Source organism: Algoriphagus persicinus (assembly GCF_035156415.1).
In the GTDB taxonomy this organism is placed as follows: domain Bacteria; phylum Bacteroidota; class Bacteroidia; order Cytophagales; family Cyclobacteriaceae; genus Algoriphagus; species Algoriphagus persicinus.
The window spans coordinates 16554-42823 of the sequence record NZ_JAYEEY010000015.1 but is presented as its reverse complement, the minus strand read 5'-3'; the positions used below and the strand labels follow the sequence as shown (position 1 = coordinate 42823).

22 protein-coding genes are annotated in these 26270 nt (G+C 40.2%); 5 read left to right on the top strand and 17 right to left on the bottom strand.

Going from position 1 to position 26270, the window contains the following annotated elements; all coding sequences use genetic code 11:
• Nucleotides 1-6: 6 nt before the first annotated feature.
• The 5 genes from U3A58_RS12970 to U3A58_RS12950 all read right to left on the bottom strand — a co-directional run bounded on the left by U3A58_RS12970 (nucleotide 7) and on the right by U3A58_RS12950 (nucleotide 4656).
• Complete coding sequence (locus tag U3A58_RS12970) at nucleotides 7-855, bottom strand: methylated-DNA--[protein]-cysteine S-methyltransferase (protein WP_323823910.1); 849 nt, start codon at nucleotides 853-855, stop codon at nucleotides 7-9.
• A gap of 98 nt (nucleotides 856-953) precedes the next feature.
• Nucleotides 954-2207 (bottom strand): RNA polymerase sigma factor, encoded by a 1254-nt coding sequence (locus U3A58_RS12965; protein WP_323823908.1) that lies wholly within the window; start codon nucleotides 2205-2207, stop codon nucleotides 954-956.
• Nucleotides 2197-2544 carry a YciI family protein gene (locus tag U3A58_RS12960; protein WP_323823907.1) on the bottom strand — a complete coding sequence of 116 codons (348 nt, stop codon included), beginning with the start codon at nucleotides 2542-2544 and terminating at the stop codon, nucleotides 2197-2199. Before U3A58_RS12960 ends, U3A58_RS12965 begins: the two co-directional genes overlap by 11 nt.
• 88 nt (nucleotides 2545-2632) lie before the next feature.
• The gene (locus tag U3A58_RS12955) at nucleotides 2633-3007 is read right to left on the bottom strand and encodes a VOC family protein (RefSeq protein ID WP_323823905.1); all 375 of its coding nucleotides are present in this window, start codon (nucleotides 3005-3007) and stop codon (nucleotides 2633-2635) included.
• Nucleotides 3008-3483: 476 nt separating this feature from the next.
• A complete protein-coding gene (locus U3A58_RS12950) occupies nucleotides 3484-4656 on the bottom strand; it encodes a cystathionine gamma-synthase (protein WP_323824057.1) in 1173 nt (390 codons plus the stop codon).
• Between the two features lie 101 nt (nucleotides 4657-4757).
• Here U3A58_RS12950 and U3A58_RS12945 point away from each other — a divergent pair, with 101 nt between their 5' ends.
• Nucleotides 4758-5450 carry a VTT domain-containing protein gene (locus U3A58_RS12945; protein ID WP_323823903.1) on the top strand — a complete coding sequence of 231 codons (693 nt, stop codon included), beginning with the start codon at nucleotides 4758-4760 and terminating at the stop codon, nucleotides 5448-5450.
• Between the two features lie 761 nt (nucleotides 5451-6211).
• Here U3A58_RS12945 and U3A58_RS12940 read toward each other — a convergent pair.
• The 12 genes from U3A58_RS12940 to U3A58_RS12890 all read right to left on the bottom strand — a co-directional run bounded on the left by U3A58_RS12940 (nucleotide 6212) and on the right by U3A58_RS12890 (nucleotide 21185).
• The gene (locus U3A58_RS12940) at nucleotides 6212-6925 is read right to left on the bottom strand and encodes a CPBP family intramembrane glutamic endopeptidase (protein ID WP_323823901.1); all 714 of its coding nucleotides are present in this window, start codon (nucleotides 6923-6925) and stop codon (nucleotides 6212-6214) included.
• A 275-nt stretch (nucleotides 6926-7200) separates the two neighbouring features.
• Nucleotides 7201-7806: a class I SAM-dependent methyltransferase gene (locus U3A58_RS12935; protein WP_323823899.1), complete on the bottom strand. Its 606-nt coding sequence runs from the start codon at nucleotides 7804-7806 to the stop codon at nucleotides 7201-7203.
• Between the two features lie 237 nt (nucleotides 7807-8043).
• Nucleotides 8044-8283: a hypothetical protein gene (locus U3A58_RS12930; protein ID WP_323823898.1), complete on the bottom strand. Its 240-nt coding sequence runs from the start codon at nucleotides 8281-8283 to the stop codon at nucleotides 8044-8046.
• Complete coding sequence (locus U3A58_RS21855) at nucleotides 8280-8513, bottom strand: DUF1295 domain-containing protein (protein ID WP_416377306.1); 234 nt, start codon at nucleotides 8511-8513, stop codon at nucleotides 8280-8282. The genes U3A58_RS12930 and U3A58_RS21855 overlap by 4 nt, the downstream gene beginning before the upstream one ends.
• A 165-nt stretch (nucleotides 8514-8678) precedes the next feature.
• Nucleotides 8679-10337, bottom strand: a complete 1659-nt coding sequence (locus tag U3A58_RS12925) for a hypothetical protein (protein ID WP_323823896.1) — start codon at nucleotides 10335-10337, stop codon at nucleotides 8679-8681.
• 148 nt (nucleotides 10338-10485) lie between these two features.
• Complete coding sequence (locus tag U3A58_RS12920; RefSeq protein ID WP_323823894.1) at nucleotides 10486-11256, bottom strand: hypothetical protein; 771 nt, start codon at nucleotides 11254-11256, stop codon at nucleotides 10486-10488.
• Between the two features lie 297 nt (nucleotides 11257-11553).
• Complete coding sequence (locus U3A58_RS12915; RefSeq protein WP_323823893.1) at nucleotides 11554-12501, bottom strand: alpha/beta hydrolase; 948 nt, start codon at nucleotides 12499-12501, stop codon at nucleotides 11554-11556.
• Entirely contained in the window at nucleotides 12480-13028 is a 549-nt protein-coding gene (locus U3A58_RS12910; RefSeq protein WP_323823892.1) for a hypothetical protein, read from the bottom strand. Before U3A58_RS12910 ends, U3A58_RS12915 begins: the two co-directional genes overlap by 22 nt.
• A gap of 25 nt (nucleotides 13029-13053) precedes the next feature.
• Nucleotides 13054-13536, bottom strand: coding sequence for a hypothetical protein (locus tag U3A58_RS12905; protein WP_323823890.1), 483 nt, complete (start codon nucleotides 13534-13536; stop codon nucleotides 13054-13056).
• Nucleotides 13537-13860: 324 nt separating this feature from the next.
• Nucleotides 13861-14130, bottom strand: a complete 270-nt coding sequence (locus U3A58_RS12900) for a hypothetical protein (protein ID WP_323823888.1) — start codon at nucleotides 14128-14130, stop codon at nucleotides 13861-13863.
• Nucleotides 14131-15072: 942 nt separating this feature from the next.
• Nucleotides 15073-20094, bottom strand: a complete 5022-nt coding sequence (gene porU2 / locus U3A58_RS12895; protein ID WP_323823886.1) for a putative type IX secretion system sortase PorU2 — start codon at nucleotides 20092-20094, stop codon at nucleotides 15073-15075.
• Nucleotides 20091-21185, bottom strand: coding sequence for a putative type IX sorting system protein PorV2 (locus tag U3A58_RS12890; protein ID WP_323824055.1), 1095 nt, complete (start codon nucleotides 21183-21185; stop codon nucleotides 20091-20093). The genes porU2 and U3A58_RS12890 overlap by 4 nt, the downstream gene beginning before the upstream one ends.
• 396 nt (nucleotides 21186-21581) lie before the next feature.
• Between U3A58_RS12890 and U3A58_RS12885 the strand changes: the two genes are divergently transcribed.
• The 4 genes from U3A58_RS12885 to U3A58_RS12870 all read left to right on the top strand — a co-directional run bounded on the left by U3A58_RS12885 (nucleotide 21582) and on the right by U3A58_RS12870 (nucleotide 25885).
• The gene (locus tag U3A58_RS12885) at nucleotides 21582-21911 is read left to right on the top strand and encodes a PadR family transcriptional regulator (protein WP_323823884.1); all 330 of its coding nucleotides are present in this window, start codon (nucleotides 21582-21584) and stop codon (nucleotides 21909-21911) included.
• A gap of 2 nt (nucleotides 21912-21913) precedes the next feature.
• Nucleotides 21914-23908 carry a PspC domain-containing protein gene (locus U3A58_RS12880; protein WP_323823882.1) on the top strand — a complete coding sequence of 665 codons (1995 nt, stop codon included), beginning with the start codon at nucleotides 21914-21916 and terminating at the stop codon, nucleotides 23906-23908.
• Between the two features lie 61 nt (nucleotides 23909-23969).
• Complete coding sequence (locus U3A58_RS12875; RefSeq protein WP_323823881.1) at nucleotides 23970-25370, top strand: MBL fold metallo-hydrolase; 1401 nt, start codon at nucleotides 23970-23972, stop codon at nucleotides 25368-25370.
• Nucleotides 25371-25417: 47 nt separating this feature from the next.
• On the top strand, nucleotides 25418-25885 hold the full coding sequence (locus U3A58_RS12870) for a carboxypeptidase regulatory-like domain-containing protein (protein ID WP_323823879.1): 468 nt from the start codon (nucleotides 25418-25420) through the stop codon (nucleotides 25883-25885).
• Nucleotides 25886-26270 lie beyond the last annotated feature (385 nt).

Sequence of the window (26270 nt, the reverse complement as noted above, 5' to 3'; positions counted from 1 at the left end):
GTTATGTTATCCTTCTCTAGTTAGTTGGGCAGCTTCCCAACCAATAATTGCTGACTTTCTGGTACTTCCCCACATGTAGCCGCCAATAGTACCACTGGACTGAATGACGCGATGGCAAGGAATCAGGAAAGCAACAGGATTACTACCGATGGCAGTTCCAATGGCCCGGGAAGCTTTTGGTTTTTCTATTTCCTTTGCAATAGCACCATAAGTGGTGAGGTTTCCCTGCGGTATTTTTAGCAGAGCATCCCAGACTTTCAATTGAAACGGGGTACCATGCAAGTGTAATTTGATCTGATTGATTTTGCTCCAATCGTACTGAAAAATAAACAAGGCTTCCTGCTGAATGTGATCTACCAGCTGCTGGTACCTAGCAGTTGGAAAGCGGGATTTCATCTTTGCTTCCCCTTCATCTTGATCAGAGAAAAAAGCCAAGTGACAAATACCTTTGCGTGTAGAGGCAACAATGATTTGGCCGAAAGGACTTTCTGCAAAACTGTAATTGATATGGAGGTTTTCCCCACCATTTTTGAATTCCCCCGGTGTCATTCCTTCTATTTTCACAAACAAATCATGAAGTCTTCCTGTCCCAGAAAGTCCAGTTTCCTGAGCTACTTCAAAGAGTGTCGCTTCCTTGCCTTGCAAAAGCTGTTTAGCATATTCCACACTGAGGTACTGCATGAATTTCTTTGGGCTCACTCCTGCCCAATCGCTAAACATACGCTGAAAATGAAACGGGCTCAGATGCACTTGCGCTGCAATTTGCTCCAAAGAGGGCTGGCTTTTGAAATTGGTTTGGATATAGGTAATTGCTTCGGCAATACGCTGGTAATTGATGGACTGGCTCTCGCTCATATACTGAATGCTAGGGTTACCCAAAAGTAGCGTGATTCCAAGAATAGCAAAACCCGAATCTTGCGGGGTTTTGAAAATGCATTGTTTTCAAAGTGGATTTACAATCTCTCTTCTAAAGACTGCGCCTTTTTCCTGAGGTAATCTTTTTCCATGTTATTTGAACAAAAGTCTATCGCAAGTTTTATTTGCTGCAGGGCGTTGTCAATATCTCCAGCTTTTTCATAATATTCTGCATAGCAGCCATAAAATAAATACCTGCGTTGGCTTAGCGACTTAGGGACAATTTTACCAAGTTCTAATTTGGCTTCCATTAGTTTTTCCAGTTGTAAAAAAATGGTTGCCTTTGAAAGCAGAACATGATCCGAGGGCATCATCAGATACATGTCATCGTAATACTTCAATATGCACTGCCAGTTAGTATTCTCAAATTGAACTGCCCGCACATGCTCTGAAGCAATAGCTGCCTCCAGATGATAGATAGAACGATCATCAAATTCTGCCGACTTTTGCAAGGAATCATTTCCTAGTAATATAAGTGGCAAATACCATTTAGAGCGATCCTGATGTTTGAGGTCAATGATTTCGGAATTGCGCATTTTTGATTCCAAGCGAGATGCATGAAAGCACATAAGTGCAAAAAGGGCATAAGTACCTCCAGTTCTAAACTTCTCTTTTTGAAGTAATAGTTTACAGAGTCGAATCGCTTCTCCGCAAAGATCCTTTGAAATCAATTCATCCGCTTTAGTAGAGTGAAAACCCTCATTAAAAATCAGGTAAATAATATGGAGCACACGCGAAATCCGGTTTGGAATTTGATTTGGATAAGGGTACGAAAGAGTGATTTCTAACGTCTGAATTTTCTTCCGAGCACGCACTAAGCGCTTTTTAATGGTTTCTTCATTTTGAAGAAGAGCAGCAGCAATCTCTTTCATAGAAAAGCCCGAGATGGCTTTTAATGCAAATGCAATCTGCTCTTCCTGTGAAAAACTAGGGTGACAAGCCACGAAGATCATTCGTAATTGGCTATCTGCCACTTCATGATCCAAAAAATAATCGTTGATCTCTTCACCAATAGGTGTTTCATTAACGCCTTCATGCCTTTCCTTTGTGGCATTCAGCTGGCGCAAAAGATCTATAGTTCGATGTTTCGCTGCCTGAGTAAGCCAAGCTCCAGGATTATCAGGCAATTCATTTCTCCAGCGAAGAGCTGCGTTCAAAAAAGTATCTTGAATGGCATCCTCGATCAGTTCCAGATTATGTAGGCCGAAGATTTTGGACAAAATAGCGACCATCTTTCCATACTGATGTCTGAAAAGATGGTCAACTAATTTATTTTCGCTGCTATTGCTCAAATTTCATCACCTCTCTGATTTCTACTGTACCTCCCAAATCATAATCTGGAAAATCCTGCGCGACGGAAATTGCCTCCTCATAACTTTCTGCCGCTACGGTATAGTAACCACCGATAATCTCCTTGCTTTCGGTAAAGGGCCCATCAGTCACAATTCGATCTGGCCCCGAGATACTTTTTCCGGTAGCGTGTAATGCTTCGCCACCTCGCAAGATGCCTTGGCTTTTCATTTTTTCACCCCAGGCAAACCATTTTCCCATTCGCACTTGAAGTTGCTCTGGAGATAATCCCAACTCTTCGTAATCAGCCCCGATAAAAATCATCATAAAATCTTTCATAATCTCTGTTTTTAAATGTGTCGTGTTTTATTAAAAATTAGTTAAAAATCCTCTTTCTCTTGAATAAAAAGAAGCTAATGCAATTCTATTATTTCGAGGAATGAAAAGCAACTTTATTCCCCTCCGAATCAATGAACTGCCCCATAAATCCATGCTCGCCAAGCGAAGTTTTCGGGATGATGATTTCCCCACCCGCCACTTCAACCCGTGAAAGCGGAATACTGAGGTCATCTCCACCATTCAAATAAACCAAAGATCCGGTGGTTGATGGCTCTAAACCTGGACCGAAAGCAATCCCACCTCCTACTCCATTTTCCCAATCGGCGGGAAAGAACGCCATGGTCATACCCATCTCTTCCATAGACATGGATTCCATCTTGGCATCGAGCACTGTTTCATAAAACAATTTAGCTCTTTCGAAATTTTTCGCTGGAATCTCAAACCAGTTGATCGCATTTTTCATAGCACTGTTTTTTTGGTTAAAGTATATGACTCTATGACGAAGCTGATTTTCCAAACAGGGACAAATTTCTTGATATTTTTTACAGAATTCTCATGCTAGAATCACAGGAAGCATGACTAAAAATAAGCGAGGATGTGGAGCCAAAAAATGAGGAAGCAATCTCTTTGGACTAGATTATATGGACGAACCCCTTAATTTCCGTTTCATCATTTCCAAAAAATTTTCTATTCTAATAACTAAGTTTTAATCTAGTGGCATTCCAACAAATGGAATCGAGCTTGTCGAAGGAGACACACGGAGCGATGTGACAAGGATTGCTTCTTCACTTCCCGATTGATTGGGACAGGCAGTCCCTCGTTCATAACAATGACGACCTGCTTCCTCCGCGTTCACCTCCGTGTCCTTCGTGGTTAGAATAGACATTAAAAAAGCCGTCCACAAAACATGAACGGCTTGAATACAATAGATCAGAAATCTTAAACCTTTGATAGAGCGCTTGCCAGATCGTTTTTTAGATCTTCGGCATCTTCCACGCCTACGCTTAAGCGAATCAAGGAATCCACAATCCCTACTTTCTCGCGCTCTTCTTTGGGAATGCTCGCATGTGTCATGGAAGCCGGATGTCCGCAAAGTGACTCTACGCCTCCAAGGGATTCTGCTACAGCGAACAAGTGGAAGTTCTCCATCAACTTTCTCGCATCAGACTCCTGATTTCCCACTAGGGTGAAGGAAATCATTCCACCATAATCACGCATCTGCTTTTTGGCGATTGCATGATTAGGATGATCTTCGAAGCCAGGCCAATATACCTTAGCGACCTTTGGATGATTTTTCAGGTAAGCAGCGATGGTTTTGCCATTTTGAGAATGACGCTCCATACGCAGATGGAGGGTTTTGATTCCTCTCAAGACCAAGAAACAATCCTGAGGTCCCGGCGTGGCGCCAGAAGCATTTTGGATGAACACCAGCTTGTCCGCCAGCTCATCATCATTGACCACCAAGGCTCCCATCACTACGTCTGAGTGCCCACCAAGGTATTTGGTAACCGAGTGCATCACTAGATCTGCTCCCAAGTTCAGCGGATTTTGCAGGTAAGGAGAAGCAAAAGTATTATCTACAGCTACCAGGATTTTATTGCCCTTGCTCAGCTTTGCCACCGCAGCAATATCGATGATATTCATCATAGGGTTGGTAGGTGTTTCCACCCAGATCATCCTCGTATTTTCAGTGATATGCTCTGCGATACTCGCCGCATCTGACATGGGCACAAACTTAAATTTGATACCATATCGCTCATAGACTTGAGTGAAAAGCCGGTAAGTCCCTCCATACAGATCATTGGTACTGATGATCTCATCTCCCGGGTTGAACAGTTTGATCACAGCATCGATGGCTCCGAGACCCGAAGAAAAGCAAATGCCATGCTTACCATTTTCCAAAGCTGCCAAGTTATTTTGCAAGGCAGTACGGGTGGGATTGTGGGTGCGGGAGTATTCATAGCCTTTATGATCTCCCGGCGACTTTTGAACATAAGTAGATGTCTGGTAGATCGGAGTCATGATCGCACCAGTGGCTGGATCCGGCTCTATTCCGGCGTGTATAGCTTTTGTTCCAAATTTCATTCGTAATTGGTTTAGATTATTTTGGATTTTAGGAGAAAGAAAATCAATTGAGATTTTCGGGGTGATTTTAGGCTTTGCATGTTAAACTTGCAGAAATTTCCAGTGAATCAACAGATGATAAATCAAATATGACAAAAAAGGGCAGGATATTCAAAACTATCCGTCGGTACTTCGGTACACATCCTGCCGGAATTTTTGCCTGGCTTTGGGTCACCGCAATGCCATTTGTTGGAAGTGTAATTTTCGCAGCAAATTACACTTTTCTGGATGCATACCAGCTTCAAACAGGTATGGATTACTTTGCTTATACTGCATTTGGAGCCTTGCTGATGGGTTTGGCATTGCTTCCCACTACGCTGATTGCCTTGGCTTCCGGGTTTTATTTTGGCTGGATATCCTTGCCATTGTTGATTTTGGGCTATTCACTAGCCTCCATTTTGGGATATGGGCTAGGCAAAATGTCCAATATGGGGTTGACAGAAAAGCTGTTTAAAAAGAATCCAAAGTTTCATGCTGCGCTAGAGTCACGCAAAGGAAAAGAAGGATCATTGGTATTTTTTGTCAGAATCTCGCCTGTAGTCCCCTTCGCAGTTTCCAACTTCCTGTTTGCTAATCTGAACATCAAACTATGGAAAGTACTAGTTTACGGAATCCCCGGCATGCTTACTCGCACAGTCCTGGCATTTGCGGCAGGAGTGGCCGCCAGTTCCTACCTCGCTGCCAAGCAATCCATGAATACTCCTCTGCAATGGGGAATTGGGTTGGCGCTGTTGATAATAGGTTTGGCAGGGATATATAGCTATGTGAGGAAAAAACGCTAAACCCGGATTATGTAATAGGATTCATCTGTTTATTTTTTGCTTTTCAATGGTCAGATAGCCTGTCCCGAACTTGATTCGGGAGAATCTCGCAGGATTATAACCATCCCAGTGTGTGAGGTTCTTCGTCAAGCTCGATTTCATGTGATTATAATTGTTTGTTAAAGGTCACATGGAATCTCGCATATTTGATAATCATCCGGCTGTGTGACGCTTTCGTCAAGCTCGATTTCATGTGTTTTTAAATCCCTATCGTAGCCAACATAGTAACCACTCATTACGTCGTCAATATTTACGTTTATAATGAATTTCATTTTGCTGTATTACTTGTGGCGGTTTTCGAAGCACTTTCTTGTCAGCTTGCAATAAACTTACTTAAAAGCCCAATGCTTGAATATACCACTTTCACCACCATAAATTAAGTGCGCCATCCTGCAGAAGTTTCAAGAGTAGCCAGAACGAGGTTGCTTTTTAGCTCATTCATAAACTTATATTAATCGTAAAAAAAAGGAAAACCACATCCAGACTGCCTGTTCCTATGTAGCAGGTTTTTCCGAACTGCTTGCCATAACTTCAAAACAAGCCTTCCATAACCGATATGAAAAGGCCTAAACCTATTAGTAGGATGACTTTTTGAATGTATTAGGAAGACTACTACTGACTTTATAGGCTTATCGCTTGTACATTTTCCTCCTAAACTTCCAAGTCAATCTCCATAAGAACCTCACCGGTTTCATGCTTGGCTTTGCAAGCGGCACGTAAACCTAGTTAATGGCGGTAGTTTTTACTTTTTTACCTATTAATTCAGTGTTCTCTTTTGGAACCCAATACTTAATTATTAATAACATAATTATAGGGACACACCAAAGCCCAATTAATGAAAACCAATCACTTATTCTATTCCCACCTTCTGAAATTAGTAATCCGTTCCGCAACGGGCCTTTTGAAAAAATGGTGTTAAAAGTAAAATTCCAACCGAGGTGAAGACCTAGAGGCAGTAAAATAGATTTAGTTTTTGAAAATGCTAATGCCCAGGCATATCCCATCAAGCCAGTACCAATAAACACAAAAAACATTGGAATAATATTTCCAAATATTCCAAATGAAAACCAATGGTAAATTCCAAATGCTACTGCAGAAATTATAATTCCTTTTCTTGCTCCAATTCTTCCTATCAGAATAAATAGCAGTGCACCTCTAAAAAGTAATTCTTCTGTCAACACAGATTTAAAGTCCCACCAGAACATATTTAAAATTAAGGCTGCGCTAGCATTTTCATTCAAAGTCAAACTTGATGACCTCAAAAGCATTTCTAAAAGTTCTACTCCAATACAAAGTATTGATGTAATTAAAAACCCTATAGCCAATTGCTTTAGTCTTTTTGAAATTGGTAAAAATCCTAGTGAGAGGAGATTTTTCCCCTCAATCAGATAAAGTAGTAGCCACGAAATTATCAGTTCTACTAAAATTCCTATCATCCTTTTTTTTGCTTTTCAAATTACCGCCAATTGGGTCAGGCAAGAGAATTTCACCCTCAGGTTCCCACAGAACCGTGTGTGAGATTCTCATCTGCCGCGGCGGACTCTTCATGTTTATAAATCGCTAATTGTTTGCCATCATCTAGTATTACCGCTCCAATTTGTTTTCCCTCAATTACTTTATCAATTTCAGTAAACAAGTTTTCAGGATGACTGCAAGCAGCACGAATACCTAGTTGCTAATGGGCTGGTTTTCAATTTGTTTTAAGTTGGATTCACTTACGAGATAATCGATACCACTGTTCATTCGCTTTTAGAATTTTGTAGATTGCCTCCGGCTCGGTAGCAGCAAGTTCAACATGAGTTATTTTCCAATCAGGAAAGCACGATTCAATTTCCTCTCTACTCGCACCACTGGGAAGAGGACCTCTCCATTTTGGATCCCATATAAGTAGAAGAATTGTTGCCTCCCGACTAGCGATTTTATTTATTGCTTTCCCCATAGCCTTTCTTTGTGCACGAGTTAATCCATGGAAAGTCCCCGTATCTAAAAATAAATCAAAGCCGTTTCCAATTTTGTTTAGCTCAGTTACGTCTTCCTTCACAAGTTTGACATTCACATTTTCTCTTTTTACACGCTCCTGAGCTCGTTGCAAGGCTTTCTCAACTATGTCAATACCAGTTACATCCCATCCTCGTTTTGCCAAATTGATACCCCACACACCATTTCCGCAACCAATGTCGAGTGCTTTTCCGTAAGGGGCTGTTTTTCCGCTTTCTTCCCTCTCAAAGATTTCCGTGATTTTATCAACAAATGGACTGTGCCCTTCAGCATCCTCCCAGGGATGGAAGCCAATTGAATATGCAAACCTGTAATTCATAGCAGTTTGTCTTAAGTAAAATAAATTTACTAAAAATTATTCGGGCAAAATCACAGTGTCATCAAATAAACTGGCCACTAACGGTCAAGTAAAAGAGCAGAGCGGATTTTAAGGAGATTACCTGTCCGCCACCACAAAAGTTTAAAAAATCCACAGACCTTCGATTTACCTCTTCACCCGCTATTGCCACAAACACGCTGTTTTAGCGTTTCGATGTTTCAATATTATTCTATGCTTTCAGGGGTGCGCAACAACTTTCATGTCATGGTCTGCAAAAACCTTTGCAATTTGTTCTTTTGTTGGTGGAGAGGTCCATTTGTCCGTAACCATAAAAAACGCCTCTATCTTTACAACCGGCAAATAAGAAACTATCATCTTTCCTTTTTCTGTTCTCAAAAAAATGTTGGTTTTGATTTTAGCAAAAACACTCAATGGAAAGAGTGCAAGTGCCGATAAAATAAATGTTCCTCGTTTCATTTGATTCCTTTAATGTGTCTGGAATATTTTAAAAAACCTTTATAGCATATTTTTCCTTTGTTTGAAAGGTTCTTTTTCCATTTGTCCCGCAATATTTCTCCACCAATATTTATTAGTGTGCCTACAATATATAGTACGATGGAAAGAATATACACGCCATCCAAAGACTTATTAATTGGCACATCAAATAACGAAAATCCTATATAATACAGGGCGACATTTTGTTCTATTTTGAATGTTTTATAGCATGCCCGCTATCGATTTGCCGCAATACGAATGCGGGGATTTTAAGCACTGAAATACATTAGAAGCTCAAAACTTGAATTCAACACATCACTTTCATAAAAGCACGAAACCCCCGCTTTAGCAAAACCTAGTTGATATCGGCTGCCTCTCTACTTCAATTGAATTGTAATTACCTTTGGAGTATAAATATTGGGATTTGCATTTATTTCGGAAAAATTCGGATTATTAATATCATATGTAATGAGCATCACATGCCTTTTGGAATCGTAATTTTGGATACATTCTCTTGGCAGGTAACAAAAATTTGATTCAGAATAAGAAGAATTGCCCGGAGTTACTTCTGGGATTTCATAGATATCAATTTCATCCGACCAAGGTCCGGTCAGTTCTGGTGCAATACGCATTTTTATTTTATTATCCATAAATTTTACATCACAAATCATTACCCATTGCTTCATTTCCGGATGATAGTTCACCGTAGTGCTTCTAAATCCATTTACTAACGTATCCATATCATTTGTGTCTAAACCTTCTTTCCATGTTTTATTTAAAGCATAATACTCAAATGGCTTTTCTGTATTTTCAATAAAATCAAGTTTTTTCCTTATCAGAACCTGAGCCTTATCATAACGGTTAATAAAAAAATACATATAGTTTTCCAGCTTTACATGAGGACCTATTGACATAACCGGATTTTTAAAATCAGGTACAGGAATGTATTCAATCTTCCATTTATTTGGTGTATCAGAGGGGTTGCCTATTTTGGCCAACGTATATCCTAAAAGTGAAAAATTAAAAACATCATTTGGAGAAGCAGCTAGTTTAGGCCCAACTTTTTCCAGCAACACATATAAATTATCATTGATCAAAAATGCATCAGTCACCCAAAATTTATATCGCTTGGTAAAGGTTTTAAATATAGGTTCGGGGTTCTCAGAATATTTATTGTTCCAAAAATATTTTACATCAGTATCTCCATTGGGCAAACAAGTTTGAACAGCCACAGAGTTCGAAACCATTCTCATGCCCGGTTCCATTCTGCTTTGCTGATTTTTATTACCAACCCATGTATCACTAAAAATAAATAGTGTTGTAGTTGCATTTATTGGAACAGAAACATCGCCATCTCCACCAAGCCAGCCTTCTCCTAAAGGAAATTCAGGAATACATTGTTGCGAAAAAATGGTTGAGGATTTAGCTTCTGAATCATGAATATTAGGATATCCTTTTACCTGATTATCATCATGATTGCTTATTAATGTTATAGGATTATTAAAGATCTCTGGATCATTGCTGTTTTCTGAAATAAATAATTTTAATTCATCTGTTTCATAGGTTAATAACATGGCATTATTGACCCATTCATATTTGAGCTGCGAATTTTTCTTAGTTGCATAATTGAAAAACCATGAGTAATTGGATTCAGAAAGTTGCAATGTATCTTTGCTCATCCTGATTTTGTATAATGAATGAACATTAACGAATGAATTTCTATAGTCTTCATCACCCAATGTATCAGACATTACACCGTTAAGATCCAGATATAGTTCATTTTTGATCTTAACAAAAACGGCTTCAAATGTAGATGGGTTTGTTTCACCTCCATATTTCAATAAATAGAAATTATCTCCAGTTTTTTGAAATGAAACCGTCATGTCAAAATAAGGAACGCTCCATAAACCTTCGATCCTAGGAATCAACATTGCATCCTGTTCAGCAAAGAGTGAATGAAGCGATAATACTTTTTGTGCGTATGCCGCAGAGAGAATAAAAAACGAACAAATGAAAAGAAAGAATTTAATTTTCATATGATTATAATTTTTTCTTTAAGGCCATATGGAATCTCGCATGCTTTATAATCATTCCAGTGTGTGTCGGACACGACATGCTCGATTTCATGTTTTTAGTTTTAGGCCATTGTTTCTATAGTGCCTTCATTTGGTTTCCAATTTAACATTATAGCAACTGTATTTGCAATATGGATATCATTACCGAAGCCAGCATTAATTTTAGTTCCTGTTGTTGTTCCATTTCATGGTTAAACCAAACGGAACCTTTTAAATTTCCATCATATTTTACTGCACCAAGAGATTTTTTATTTTCAATGAATTCATAACGTAAATTAGGGAATGAGATGGAGTCGTTTTCCGAATAACTGAAAACTTTTATTCGGTTTTTTAGATCATAATCAACTTTAGTAATATAAATGATTCGTTCTCCATTACTAATAGACCCTTCTAATTGGCCAGCAACACTTAGGTCCAAGTTCCCATTGGTCAATAGTAAAATCCAACTATTATTTATATTGCTACTGTTAACAATCGTGGCCTTTAATATTGATGTATTAGATTGATCTGAAATGGTATTTGCTTCAATACCTGAATTCTCACCTAAAATTGATAGTATATATAATAATCTATCCTTTGTCACTAAATATTCTGATAGCTCAATAAATTCAGCCTTAACAAATGCAGAATCAGATTTTTCATTTGTTAAAGTAAAAGAGAATTTATAACGTGTTTTAGAAGTATGATCTGTTTTCAGATTGAGTATAATTCTCTCCTGATTGGTAATATTCCCACTTGAAGTTAATCCGGTTTTTTTTTTGACAACTTTGTAATCCCCAAACTTATACTTTTTTAGCGCACCTGTTTTAATGGAAAAATATTCTGAATTATTCGTCAAACTATCATTAATTACAATCTTTATGGGTGGCTCTTGAGCCATAAGAGATGTATTTGGAAACAACATTATCAGCCAAATAATTATTGATTTAACAACAAGTTGAAATTGATATCGAGTCATAATGATAGGCGTTATTTTTTAAATAAAAATAAGCATTTAAATATCATGATATAGTTTAACGAGGTGTTATTTTAGTTTTTCTTCAATTAAAGACAACGTTTTGAGTGTAACCCGTCTGGTGCAGTTGTGTGAACGAATATGTGAGGTTCATACTTGCTTTTAATAAATTGTTTTACATATCTACATCACTTACCCTTCAAAACTTTGCGAAGTTCCAGATTACAGCACACGGGACAAAAAATCATTGAAGCTATTTTCTTGATTTTCATAATCCTTGACCTTTAAATTAGATCTTAGGGAAAGTCTGGTAAAGACATGCAGGTCAGAATTTACCATTTCAATTTCAATTGGCTCGTTAGTGCTAGTTTTTAGCCCTTTGAAAATTAACACTCCTGTAACTGGATCAGCGGTAGAGTCTTTTATTGATTTGTATACTTTCAGTTTACAGTTGGGTGGCAGTTTAATGCCATCCTCAAGTTGCTTTCGTACAATAGTAAGCAGCTCGTTTAATTGATTTAGCGTTTCTTCCGGTCGGTAATGATACCAATATTTATCCTCTTCCGTTGTATTGTCTGCTTCAATGTACCCCAATATCGGCCCGATAACAGGAACAAGAGAAAGAATTTTTGAAGAAGGAATAACAATAGGATCAATGAACAAAATATGGCGTGGGACAACTTTATCGGAGAAATATGAGGCGTTTAGTAAATCGATAATTAAGGTGCAACTGGTTGACGATGCAAGGAAATTTAAATTGGTATACCCTGCTGCAACCAACCGATTGTATTCTTCAACAATCGAATTTTGCCAATCTCGCCATGTGGCATTCCTAAAATCCTCATACGTACGGCCATGCCCTCCCATCAAAACCAGTGAAATAGCATAATCGGGTGAGCCGGCTGACCATGTGCGGAATTCTTCCCATTCAAAAGTAGAGGCACTGTATCCGTGTACCGCAATAAATACCGGACGGGAAGCTTCTTCCGGGGTTGGGGTCGGGTTCGAATATGACAACAAAAAATCTTGCGGATTATCGATAGACGGATCGTAAATGAATTTACTATCAAGCATGTAGTCAGGTATTTCCGGCTCTTTATCACAGCCGGTAAATACCGTCATAAAAATGATAATAAGAAAAATCCTTTCTATTGCCTTAAGAGTGCCCATGATAGAGTAGTTTGAATAAACAATGGATAAAGTGTACCGGCACCCTGCTCTCCATTGCCGGTAATAACATTATATCCCATAGCAACCATTATTTTAAGTGGAGATCTGGTATCGACTATAAGTCCTGCTTCCGGTGACATCACAAGGGAGGTATTAGGTAAAACATCGAAAATGGACTCTTCGTAATCAGCCACGAAATAGCCCATATTAAGCCTTACTAAAGGACGCAAAATATGTTGTTTTCTGAAATACCAGGAAGTATTAAACAGAAAATAATCTTGCTTCATCGCATTGGAATTAAATGCTGATCCCAGGCGACTGCTTACATACGAAAAACCAAAATGGAGATTATCCGGTTTTACATTTCTATTCGAGTATTGAATAGAAACCCCATTTTCCCAATAGAGATTAACGGTTTTCTGAACGCGGACACCTACATCGAGGAGGGAATGCTGCGCGCAAACTGAGTTATAAAACAAAGTTGAGAAAACTGTGAATATTAGGAGATAATTTTTTTTCAGCCTCATTTTTCGATGTCTGTTTTATCTGCAATTAATGTGTACATATTTTCCATTTGCTCTTCAAGTCTTTCTTTCGCCCTATTTCCCCTACTATAATAAATGGTGCCGATATAGCCATAAGTCCTCCTGCAGCCTCAAGCATTCCCAAGGCCGCTTCATTTCCTTCAAAAGCCCATATAACAGGCGTTCCGCTCAACATTATTACACCCAGATACCCAATAAAACCGAAGAAACCTGGATTGATATTTTTCACTAATGTCTGAATTTCTGAAATATGCAGAACCTCCTCACTTCCTGATTCATTTCCAAATATCGTCAGTTCATCATTTTGGATCTTCAACAAGTGATACCCGTAAAAGACAGTATCAGTTGTTATTATATTATATCTCGACTTTTGCTTAATTTTTTGATTACGTGATGGTTTTTCCTGATGCTGTAGGTAAAGCTTTGATTGAGCCATTAACGAAACGCAATTGGTTAAAAGGTAAATGGTGATAAAAATTTCTTTAGTCATCTTTACATGAGTTAATGTAATTTTTAATCCTTTATACAACGGACACCCCAGCCAACATTTTTTTTGTTAAAAACCAATGACACTTCCCCTGAACCGTCGAACAGGAAAAAGTTATACGCATTGCCATCAATATCCCTGATTTTGTTGTCGGAACCATGACTTTCGTCTTTATCGCAATATGAAAAAGTCAGTAGAATAACGAGAAAAACTACCACTGATAATCTTGAATGTATTGGTCTCATTTTCATAATTGCTAAGATTTCAGATTCTGGAATGAATGCCTATTTGAGCTATTGTGGTGCTACCATACGATATATGATCTGTTTAAAAATGATAACCCAGTTTAATTGCTCCACAAATATTTGTTCCACCGTTGATATCTTTTAAAGTTACTCTTGCTACCTCCGCTCCAAATGTGAAGCACTTGTTACTGAAATACTGAATTCCCAAAAGAATAAATAACCCATTTTGTGCAGGAGAAGAAGAGTAATCAAGCGATTCATGGATGTTGTGTCCAAAACAATTAATTATCATGTCTTGAGATAAAAAATTATTAGAAATGAGAACTGTTAAAATAATAATCATTTCTTTCATGATATTTCGTTTATTGATAAAACACAATGGATTCATGTAAAAATATCTGCAAAACCTTTATTTTACAGAACAATATATCGATTTTTTCAATTACTTTCAAAAGTTTGATGGTTTATTACACGCTACTGTTTCTTCATGCATTTGCTTTATATGGTCTGTTCAAGTTTGCATGGTTGCATTAGCAAGCGAACTCACGGTCAAGTAAAAGAGCAGAGCGGATTTTAAGGAGATTACCTGTCCGCCACCACAAAAGTTTATAAAATGCACAGACTTTCGATATACCTCTTCACGCGCTATTGCCACATGCACGCTATTTTAGCGGTTCGATATTTTTTTCTGCTTTATAATCTTCCAAATTAATATTGCAAATAGTCCTGTTAACAATGCGAAAAATTTTTCAAAATTTGTTTTTGCGAAAATGTTTCCGAATGTATTTAGAACAAACAGTCCAAAGAAAATCCATAAAATTATATTAACTGCTTTAATTGAAAACTTGAATTTTACAAAATCACCTTTCATTAATAAAATCCAAAATAAAAATACATTTATATGTATTGAAATAGTTTCAAAAACGTACATTTCATTGTCGTTTGTAAGTCTACCACCCCAAGCTATGTTGTAGGGAATTATCTTTACTATTATGCAAATATGAAATAGGATTACCAAAAACAGTAACCCTAAAAATATTTTTATTGTGTTATTGGAAATCAAAGTTATATGATTTTAAAAGGTTTGTTTCTACAAGTAATGCTTTTATAACCCATTAATTTGGTACAACTTTCATTATTGTCAGTATATCGTGTTGAAATTGTAATCTCATACTTTTTAAATTACTTTTGCACTAAAGTTCATAAATGATACTCTTATTTTCAATTTTGTTTTAAACAAAATGCACCCCCCAACCAGATTGCTTCATTCCTGCGTCATTCGCAATGACGTACCCTACCTCAGCAAATACATCTTCCCATAGCCCTTCTTGAAAGCCTTATCCCCAGCAGTTGGTCTATGCTCCATAAACTGCCCATTTTTCCGAACCAGCACCCGATAGATATACACGCCATTTGCCAGCTGATCGCCAAAGTCATCCTTACCGTCCCAAGCGTATTCGGTTAGGTTGTTTCCGATTCGGATAGGACCCAATTCGTTCTGCAAAATCTCTCGGACGACTTTTCCGGTCACGGTCATAATCTGGATCTTGATCTCATCCGGTACTTCCATTCCCGTCACCGTAAAGACAAACCGTACACTGGTACTAAAGGGATTTGGATAAGGATAGAAATTGGTAATCTGGGATTCATTGATCACTTCGAAAGTGATCTCATACGGCTCAGAAGAATCGGAATTTGTCACGCGAAGTGTGTAAATTCCATCCTCCAAAGGCCCGGGGATGAGTGAAACCTTGAAGTCTTCGTCTTCTGAAGCCGGTGTCCAAATTAAGTTTGGATTGGAGAAACTTACCCGCTTGAAGTCACAGGCATCACAGTTTTGTTTGAGATATAGATCCAGCCCCACCGTATCCTTTTTGTACAGCAGTGTTTGGTCATTTTTCAGCAGGGCTGTGATCAGCACATTAGGCGAGACTATATCCCCGTCCATGATGTAGATTCCGTCAAAATTCACATCAAGTAGTGCTGTAGAATTATCGCCTTCTACGATAAAATAAGGCCCCATATCCACCTGATTGTTGCGGAAAGTCTGCTCCCGCTGTATTCTAGGATTGGCAAAAATCTCCAGTCGGTTCTCACCTGATTTCCCGATGGAATTAAACTCTATCGTAAAGTCAAAAGATTCCCCAGCTTTCAGTGCAGGGAATTTCTTGGAAAACTCCTCCACCTTCTTGCTTGTCAGATTGGTCATCTTCCAATCCACCTGTATTGAATCCAAGAAGTTGTACTTGGAAATATTCTTGAACTGTAGCTCCAGAAATCCTGACGCTCCTTCTCTGAGATTGACCTGATCTTTTGCTGATTTCAGGATCAAAACTCCCTCAGGCACTCCAGTATAATTCACCTGCCACTTGTCCAGCTGAGCCGGAGCAGTGGACTCAGGATCATTCATGCTGTAGCGCAATTTCAGGTAAGGATAAGTCTCGGTATTGATAAATGAGAGATCCATTTCCTGATCAAAGGTATTTCCGATCAGCAGATCTTCTTCACCATTATCCTTCACTCCTATGATATCAAAATAGGTTTTCTCCTCCTCATTGATCCAGTTTCTGGAATTCACATGTTGGAAAAATCGCTCCCATGAGGAGGCTGGGCCAACTCTTGGAGTCAAAATCATTCCAGAAGTCAGGTAACCTGCAAGTTCGGTATCAAATGAAAGCGTCTGCTGGGATGAAGGCACTTCCATAGTTTTATCTCCAACTATCTCAATCGCCTCGCCCGGACGCATGCCTTTTTTGCCATACAGGATGTATGGATCGCCAGTTTTCAAGGCTCTAAGCGTAGCTTCACTGGCTCCAAATTCCTTCAGCTTCTCTATAGCGATATCGGGCCATGCTTCAAATGTGACATTGCCTACAGAAAAAATCACCACGTAATCACCCTCCTTTACATTATTCACATAATCCACCAGCATAGTTTGACCCGGTGTGGTGATCCATGAATTCTGGATGCTCTGGATCATTTGGGGCACCCGACCACAAGCCCGGGAATCCAAGATATCAAAGCCCGGAACAGGAATCGCCAAGTAGGGCATCAGACTCTTTTGCTCAAAAGCCACCAAACCCAACGAGCCATTTGGGCACAGGCGGCTGTTGGCATTGTTTACATTATCAATGATCTGAGGAATCTGATCTAGGTAAAATTGTGTGTTTCTAAAGGAAAGCGTGTCCACACCTGAGCCAACAGTAAATACCTCAATATTGGCTTGCACATCTAGGTATTTCCAACTTCTGTCAGAAGCTTTGAACTCGAGATTTGTCAATTGATCTTCGTCGAGCTGGTAGGTAGTTCGCTGAGTCCAGCCATCAGGACCGGATGGAATGTAGGAGAAACTTGAGTTCGTCCAGACATCCGTCTCACCAGGCTTGGCTTCCTGAAATTTTGATCTCCAATAGAAGGTCGTACTGTCTGAGAATGAAGTGAGTGTCAAAGGCATTTCTGCCAAACCCCGCGTGGTGATACGAAGCTCTTTACGATAAGCAGAATTGAACCCGGCAGCGCTGTCCAACTGAATAATAACTGTACGATCTTCGGTAGTTTTCCCCGGTACTTGCGCCACCAGTTTTGTGTCAGCGCTATTCACAATCCCATAATCCAGAGGGTATAAATTCAGCGTGCCACTCAGTGGGATAAACTTGGTATAGGTCACCGAATTATTGGCAAAAGCCATTTCCTCCACATCCATCGATGAGTTTACCTCAATGGTAAAGCTGTTTTCTCCGGCGGCATTACGGCCAGTATTAGGGATGGTGAAAAAGAGTGAATCAATCCTGGCGATATAAGGAATTTTCACCGGTAGAAAGGCCTCAGTGGAACCGTCAGGTAATTTTCTAGTCACTTTGAATTCTATGGAATCCGTATCCACCCTTCCTATATTTCGCAGTACAAAATTTAACTTCAAGCTATCCGAAAGCACCGAAACGGGCACCTCATCAAAACTATTCACAGATACTTCTTCTACGTTGATGGCATAGTCAGCCTTATCAGCAGGGAAAATCCTCAATCCCGGATCACCATAATTGATCATCTGCTCCATGTGGGAATAGGAAAGCGGGGTGGTACCGAAATTAGTGATGTATGCCTCCTCAGCTTCTCGCTTCACTTCTCCTAACGTGCGATAAATCAGCGTGCTGTCTGCAAATGCCTTTTTGTAAAACAAATCAGAATACCTGCGGAGATAAACATCCACGCCTATCGCAGAGTTGGCAATCACGGATACAGCTCCCTTATCTGCTGTTATCACCCAATCTTCACCTTGGGTATAGCTATTTGCAAATGCACTACCATAGTCGCACCCATTAAACAACATGATCGGATACTTCCCTTTATTCTGATAGTTCAGCGTAGGATCAGAGGCAAAGCCAATTTCTATATCGATCACCGTAGGAGCTCCGTGCCCAAAAAAGGTAAGCATGGAGCGACCTTCATTCAGATCTCCCGTAATATCGATCACTTCTATAGTCGAGTTGGACCTTTTTCTATAGGTAGTCACTTTTCCGCCCAGATATGGGCCTTCGGCAATGGTCTTAAAGCCATTCATAAAGTTGAAATACCGTTCGAGTTCAAATTCAGATTCTCCACCAGACAGGTGTATCAACTCTTTTTGCCAAGGCTCTGAAATCCCAACCGCGTCTTTTTCTATAGCCTTACTTAGGTAATTTGCAAGCTGCTGGGCATTTCTTGCTGGAATTCTACCTACTGCCAGCGCAGGAGTCAATGGCTTAGAAGGATCAAGATTCAGTGTATAAATATTGTCTGAAAAAGGAAACCCTCCTGCTGGAATCAGGTCTCGGAAGCTAAAAGCTGCAGGATTATTTCGATAATAATAAGTCACTCCACCGGCACGCGCAGTAGAATATATGGCCAATGATCTACCGGCAAGTAGCATGTGCGTAGGCTTGTGAACGGGATAGTAGGCTCTCAAAAACTCATAAACAGCTACCGGAGAATATTCCCCATAAGAGAATTGATTGTACAAATCCTCCATTTTCACCGTTAGTGTGTCAAATCCTCCACCTGACGGCGAAGCCCTATGCTCGGCATAGGATTTCAGCGGATTGTCAAATTGGGTGGTAGGCTGCTCCAATGCCTGATGACCTACTAAGATATAATTGGCTGGCTGTGCCAGATAATTCCTGAATTTCACTCGCTCTAGGGAGGCCACTCGAGTGATATTCTCTTCATTTTGTACCCAAATACGGCTTGAATCATTCGGGATGGATGCTCTGAAAGCTAGGGTTTGGTCATTGCCAGATACCTGTACTTTCTCAGGATTGGTAGGATCCGAAATCTCCAAAGCAGCATAAGTACCCGACAGTTGTGAGAGTTGAATTCGCTGATTTCCCGCAGGGGAAATAAAAAGCTCCGAAGCAAAATCTCCCGTGCTCACATTATTTTGAAAAGTGATCTTAGCGAAAGCCACGGACATATTATCAACAGATTCTGCTCCACCTGATTCGAAGGAGATAACTATGCTTCCATCTGAGTTGAAATCAGACATCGCCAGATTAATCGATTGTTGGGGATAATTAAACCCCGCAAAGTTCACCGTAGTAAGCAATCGCTGTGTGGTGGCATTGGGACCAGCGTAGATTCTTGTGGAATGGGCATTTTCTGATCTGCCTACCAAACCAAATTCCAAATTTGCCGATCCAGAATTCGCCATTGCTCCCAACTGATCCAAGGTGATTCGACGGGTATTGCCCTTGGTAATCACCGAAGACATCCAGCCTTGCCCTAAGTCAAATTTGGACAATCTAAAACCCAGCGCATAGGCTACACCCAGCGAATACTGCTCGCCAAGGGTCAGTAGTTTTTCGGATGTATAGGCATTGGCCAGCGGCATAGCCACTTCTGGCACAGATCGTAGATTCATTCGCTTTCCGCTCTGACCGGATGTTACGGTGAGGAAAAAGGCTGTGGTGTCTGAAGTAGTATTGAAGTATGGATTCGGAATCTTTTCAAAATCAGAATAAAGTAATTTATCTAGCGTCCCATCATTTCTCCTTCCATAGAAATCGATGTAATCGCCTGTGTCAAAATTCCCGTCATTTTCACCCTCAATGTGAATCGCTACTTCTTCGCCCCGATGATAAAGTCTGATAGTTTTAGGATCCAATCCGCTCAGGTTGATTCCTGAGCTACTCAGTGAAGTGGCTGTGATGCGGTGAATTCCATCTGTAGCCGTAGGGATTTTGAAGTAGGTCTGGTCATAATTATACCAAACAGGTTGCTGCGCTTGAGCCAAGTCAGGGAGCATGAGGAATGTCAGAAAAACGAAGAGTTGATTTTTTATCATTTGTCTGTCCAGCTTTTAAATTTCCTGAAATCAGGATCCAATTTCTCCAAACTCACTTTTACACTAAATACATGGGAATAAGGCGTTTCAGACACATTCCCAATGTCTGAAAGTGCATAATCGATCTGAAATCGCTCGCTGATGAAAACGCCAATCCCCATACTAGGCTGCATGTTCAAACTTTCATTACCCTGAAAATCCTTGATATACTGGAAGTTTCCTACACCTGCACGAAGAAAGGCTATGTCATGAAAACCAGCCTCTACTCCAAACCGAGGATCAATACTCAGCAAAGAGGTACTAATCACCGTGTTTCTCTGCCCATCAAAGGTCATATCCAAATCCATTGTGGTCAGTAAACTGAATTGGTTTCCAATCTTCCAGTTGTAAGCCACGCTGGATATAGCACGAGGTAAAGTCAGTTCTACCGAATTGACCGGAATCTCATTTTCTGTCTGAGAATAGATCTCCCTAACCAGCTCCGCGTTATGTGACCAAGCATTAAAAGTCGTGGTAATATCACGCACCATCAGTCCAAGGGTCAGCCGATCTTTGATATAAATCCCTCCTACATCTAGTCCAAATCCCCAGGCTTGAGCGAATTTGCCGACATTCCTGTGAATGACTTTGGCATTCATTCCCACTTTGAACCTGTCCGAAAGATCTCTCGCATAGCTTAGTAACAAAGCATAGTCAGCCGCATTGAAAAACTGTATGTTATTGTAATTCAAAGCTCCGTTGGCATCGTAAAGAAATCGGGTATCGGGAATATCATCAACTCCAAATCTAATAAGAGAGACTGCCACTTGGCTTTGGTCTTTGACAGGCGTGGAAAAACTCAGGTAATCGTATTGGGCAACCCCGGCAAAATATTCTGAGTGCATCAGGCTGAACTCATATTTATGCTGAATTCCCATCAGCGCGGCCGGATTCCAATAGGCCGCTGTCACATCCCGCACGGCAGAAACCTGTGCACCACCCATTCCCAGCGCTCTTGCTCCTACCCCTATACTTAGAAATTCATTGGAATATTTGGGAGCCAAATCCTGCGAAAACAGTTTAGTATGACCCGACCAACATGCTAGCAGTATTACCCAGAAAAAAAATTGACGCTTAATTTTATATTTCACAGTCTAAAATAAACCATTTTCTCAATCCTATTTTAATTCCTACTGGAATTCCTCACAATCAATCGGACTCCTGTCCGTCTGCGTACATAAATATGTGCGATAATTTAACATTTTATTAAAACTAGACTAGCAGTATTTTTTCAGAAATTATTTTTCAAATAGAAACTGGAAAACCAGAATCACCGATTAGATCAACTGAAGCCATTTGTAAGACTTATTTTATTATACCTACTACCTGTTTATCACAAGGAATTAGGTTATACAAGGTAGCTTAGAAAAGATTGGTATAATTTTTCTCCCATAGGAAGGGACGGGAGTAAGGATTTCCCGAACTATTGACACATAATCAATTAACAAATGAATGTCGCCAACACCCAGATCCAAATGCGCAAAGGACTCTTAGAGTTTTGCGTATTACACATCATCTCCCGAGGCGAGGTTTATACGTCAGATCTGATCGAGGAGCTTACCCAAGCTCAAATGATCGTAGTGGAAGGTACGCTGTATCCTCTGCTCAATCGACTGAAGTCAGCCTCATTGGTAGAATACCGCTGGGTAGAATCCGAATCCGGGCCTCCTAGGAAATACTACTCCATCACAGAAGAAGGGAAAGTCTTTCTGGGCACACTTTCAAAAACCTGGGATTCCCTAGTCAATTCCACCCTCCTAATCACCTCAAAGAATTGATCATGAAAAAGACGATAAGTATAAACATCAGTGGGATTCTTTTCCACATCGAAGAAGACGGTTACGATACGCTCCGTAAGTACTTGGATGCGATCAATCGCCACTTTTCTTCTTATAAAGACAATCAGGAGATCATATCTGATATTGAAAATCGGATTGCTGAAATTTTTCTGAGCAACCTGAAAAACAATAAGCAGGTAATCACTGCCGAAAACGTCGATAAACTCATTGAGAAAATGGGTACCATAGCAGATTTTGCATCTGTGGAAGAGGAAAAAGTCGACTTGGATCAGGAGGATGAAAATACGACTGCTGACCAGGATTTCTATAAATATGTAACACCACCGGATGCGGAAAAGAGGGGCTATAAAAAACTGGTTCGTCTCGAAAATAGAAAAATCCTAGGTGGTGTATGCGCGGGAATGGCGCATTACTTTTCCATCGATCCACTATGGACCAGACTGATCGCTATCCTCTTGCTCTTTAGCGGCAATCTGCGTTTCAACTTGGGATTTCTGGACATACTTCCATTTGATGACTTCAGGCTCAACCTGAGTTTTGGGATTTTTGCCGCCATCGCCTACATCGTACTCTGGATCATATTGCCTGTTTCGTATGAAATCGAAGAAGACAAAAATATCAAGAAGCTCTACCGAAACCCTGATGACAAAGTAATAGGAGGTGTAGCCAGTGGATTGGCGGCATATTTTGGCGTAGAGGTGATCTATACCCGATTGGCATTGGTGTTTTTGATACTTGCCGGTGGATCTGGTTTCCTCATTTACCTTATTCTATGGATTATCACTCCCGTGGCGAGCTCCATTACTGAGCGTATTCGCATGAAAGGGGGAGAAATCACCTTGGATAATATCGATTACACCATCAAGGAAAACATCAACCCTATGCCCAAGATCCCTGAGTCAAAAACCAGACAAATTCTTTTGACACCATTCAGGATAATAGGACAGGTAATCGAGGCCATCGGCAGTGCTTTGGGTCCTTTGGGGATTTTCTTCTTAAATGTGATCCGTGTAATCTTTGGTTTGTTTGTATTCTTTCTCGGCTTAGGACTGACCATCGCTCCGATATTTAGCCTCGCAGTGTATATGGGTATATTTACCAATGATGACTATAGGGTTTTGATGGACAATTTCCCTGTGGAGCTATTCTCCAACCTCGTCTCAATATGGCTGGTGATCGGTGCATCTTTCCTATTGATCATCCCGGGAATCATCATCATTCTACTAGGTCTTAGTGTATTAATGCAAAAGAACCTGATTGGAGCCAGGTTCGGCTTCGTGGCACTGGGATTATGGCTACTGTGTGTGGGTATCAGTGCATTCCAAATCCCACTGATTATAGCTCAGTTCAAAGAAGAAAACTGGCACAAAATAGAGCAAAACGTCCCAGTGACCGAAGGGATTATGATCCTGAGATTGAACCCTATCGGAGAAGAATCCACCTTCAATAATGTGAATCTAAAGCTTGAAGGCACTGCTGATAGTGTAGTGACACTCCGGGAGGATTTCTTCTCAAGGGGGAAAACTAAAGCAGAAGCCATGAACAATGCTAAACTGATTGGCTACAACTATAGCGTTTTGGATTCTGTCATCACCTTTGATGAAGGCTACGATATTTCCAATTTAAGCACCTTCCGTGATCAAAAGCTAAACCTCTTCCTGGAGATACCTTACGAAAAGCCATTTATCATGGAGCGATCACTTCTCGAAATTCTGAGAAATACCATCTATAGAAACGGCTTCAGATCCAGTGATCTTTCTCAAAATACGATCTGGACGTTTAATCAGCAAGGCTTGGTCTGTCTGACTTGTAAAGAGGAGGTGGTGCAAGTGGATGAAGAAAATTCTGAGGGTGTTAATTTTGACGTAGAGGAACCGGATACAGGAGAATTTGATCGTGATCAGCTCGACAGTATCAGCAGGGCGAAATTTAATCAATCCAACAACCCGGCAGATAGCAGTATTTTAATCGACTAAGCAAAGAGGCATCCAAAAGGGTGCCTCTTTTTTGTATCTTTTGGTCTAAACCCAAAAGCAGATGGATGTAACCGTAAAATTTTTAGGAGCAGCAGGAACAGTGACCGGTTCCCGTTATTTATTGGATCTGGGAGATTTTGAATTTCTGGTTGACTGTGGGCTATTTCAAGGGAGAAAAGAACTCCGTCTCAGAAACTGGGACAAATTCCCCATGCCCCCTTCAGATATGGAGGCTATAGTGCTTACCCATGCACACATGGATCATATAGGCTACTTGCCAAAGCTGGTCAAGGAAGGTTTTTCTGGGCCAATCTATTGCACGGCTGTTTCAGCAGAACTTGCGAAAATATTACTCTTGGACTCTGGAAAGCTTCAGGAAGAAGAAGCTGAATATGCGAGAAAAAAAGGCTATTCCAAGCATGAAAACCCTGAGCCACTTTATACTGTGAAAGATGCAGAAGCTGTATTTCCACTCTTTGTGCCTCAGGATTTCAAAAAACCTTTTTTCATTCATCCTTCTGTGGAAGTGACTTATTATTATGCCGGGCATATACTTGGGGCAGCCATCGCGAAAGTGGTGATCAAAGGAGATTCCCAAACCAAGAATCTTGTTTTCTCAGGTGACCTGGGCAGGTACCATGATCCTATTCTCTTCCCTCCTACGTTCATCCCTGAAGCCGAAGTAGTGTGGATAGAGTCCACTTATGGTGATCGTGTTTCAGCCCCCGTGAAGCCCGAGGAGGAGCTGGCAAACGCTATCAATGAGGTATTTGAGCGTGATGGACTGGTGATAATCCCTGCCTTTGCGGTGGGTCGCACCCAGCTGGTGATGTACTATCTGTATCAATTGATGAAAAAAGGAAAAATTCCTAGTGTGCCTATTTACCTGGATTCCCCCATGGCTATCAATGTCTCAAATTTATACAAGCAATTTCACCAAGATCATCAGCTGATAGCAGTGTTGGACGATAAGGATCAGCATCCATTTCAGCATTCTCAGCTTCATTATTTCCGCAAGCAAGAGCAATCCCGTACGCTAAATGACCTAAAGGGGAGGGCTATTATCATTTCTGCCAGTGGCATGGCTACAGGTGGACGTGTACTGCATCACTTATTCCATCACTTACCGGATGAAAGGAACGGGGTGATTTTCGTAGGCTATCAGGCAGAGGGAACCCGAGGCAGGCGACTAGTGAATGGTGAAAGTGAAGTGAGGATTTTTGGGCAAGAGGTCCCTGTAAAAGCTAAAATCTATTCCGTGAATGGCCTTTCCGCTCATGCTGATCAAAATGAGCTAATGGAATGGGCAGAAGAATTCAATGAAAAACCAAAAATCACATTTATTATTCATGGTGAAGAAAAAAGTGCTGCGGTACTCGCGCAAAAACTTAAGGATGAATTAGGCTGGAATACCATTATCCCAAATTATTTGGAATCATTTGTGCTGTTTGAGGGAATTTGATACACTAGAGTATTTACTCATGCACTAAACTAATAATCCACCAACTCATGAACCAACTAGTAAAATTACTTTTCGCTTCAGCATTTACCTTAATGCTTTTCCAATGCGCACCCTATCAGCCTGAAGGCCAAGGTGTAGTAGGTCTGGTCACTTGGCTGGAAGGCAATCAGATGCCGACGATAGCTGTGACAGGTAAGAAAAATAAGAATACAACAATAGGTGAGCCGGTAAAAAGAACTCTGCGCATATATCCACTTATGAATATCTCTGATGTGACCTTAGAGAATGGACTTTTCAAATCTGTGGCTGCCAAACCAATCACCGAAGTCGAAACTGACGAAAACGGTCAATACACTGTCAATCTCAGCCCTGGTAGATATTCCATTCTTACCGTAGAGGAAGGCGGACTTTTCGCCAACATATTTGACGGTGAGGGAAATATCCAGCCAGTGACGGTGAAAGAGAATGAATGGACATTGCTTGATGTAGTGGTGAATTATAAGGCGGCGTACTAATTCAGAAGAATTCTAAACTTTAATTCAATCAAATAAATGATCCTGAAATGCCTGTCCGCCAGGGCGGAGATCAAACCACGAATAACCATGGGTGCAAACCGTGGAAATAAGAACAAAAATCGGTTCCCAACCCTGAAAGGGTTGAACCAAATAGTTCGACAGCTTTCAAATACATTGATTCAAAGAGGACAGAAAGGTCTCCGCATGATGATAATTTGATCATGCGGAGACCTTTTCATTTTAATCCTTAATTTTGATACAATAAAAATGAATATATAACGTGCGTATTAAATTTCTCATAAATCACTTATTTTAAGCCATTTACGATTAACAAAAGTCGAGAGTATCCCAGTAAACAAAAATTATTAACTTTTTTTCACTTATC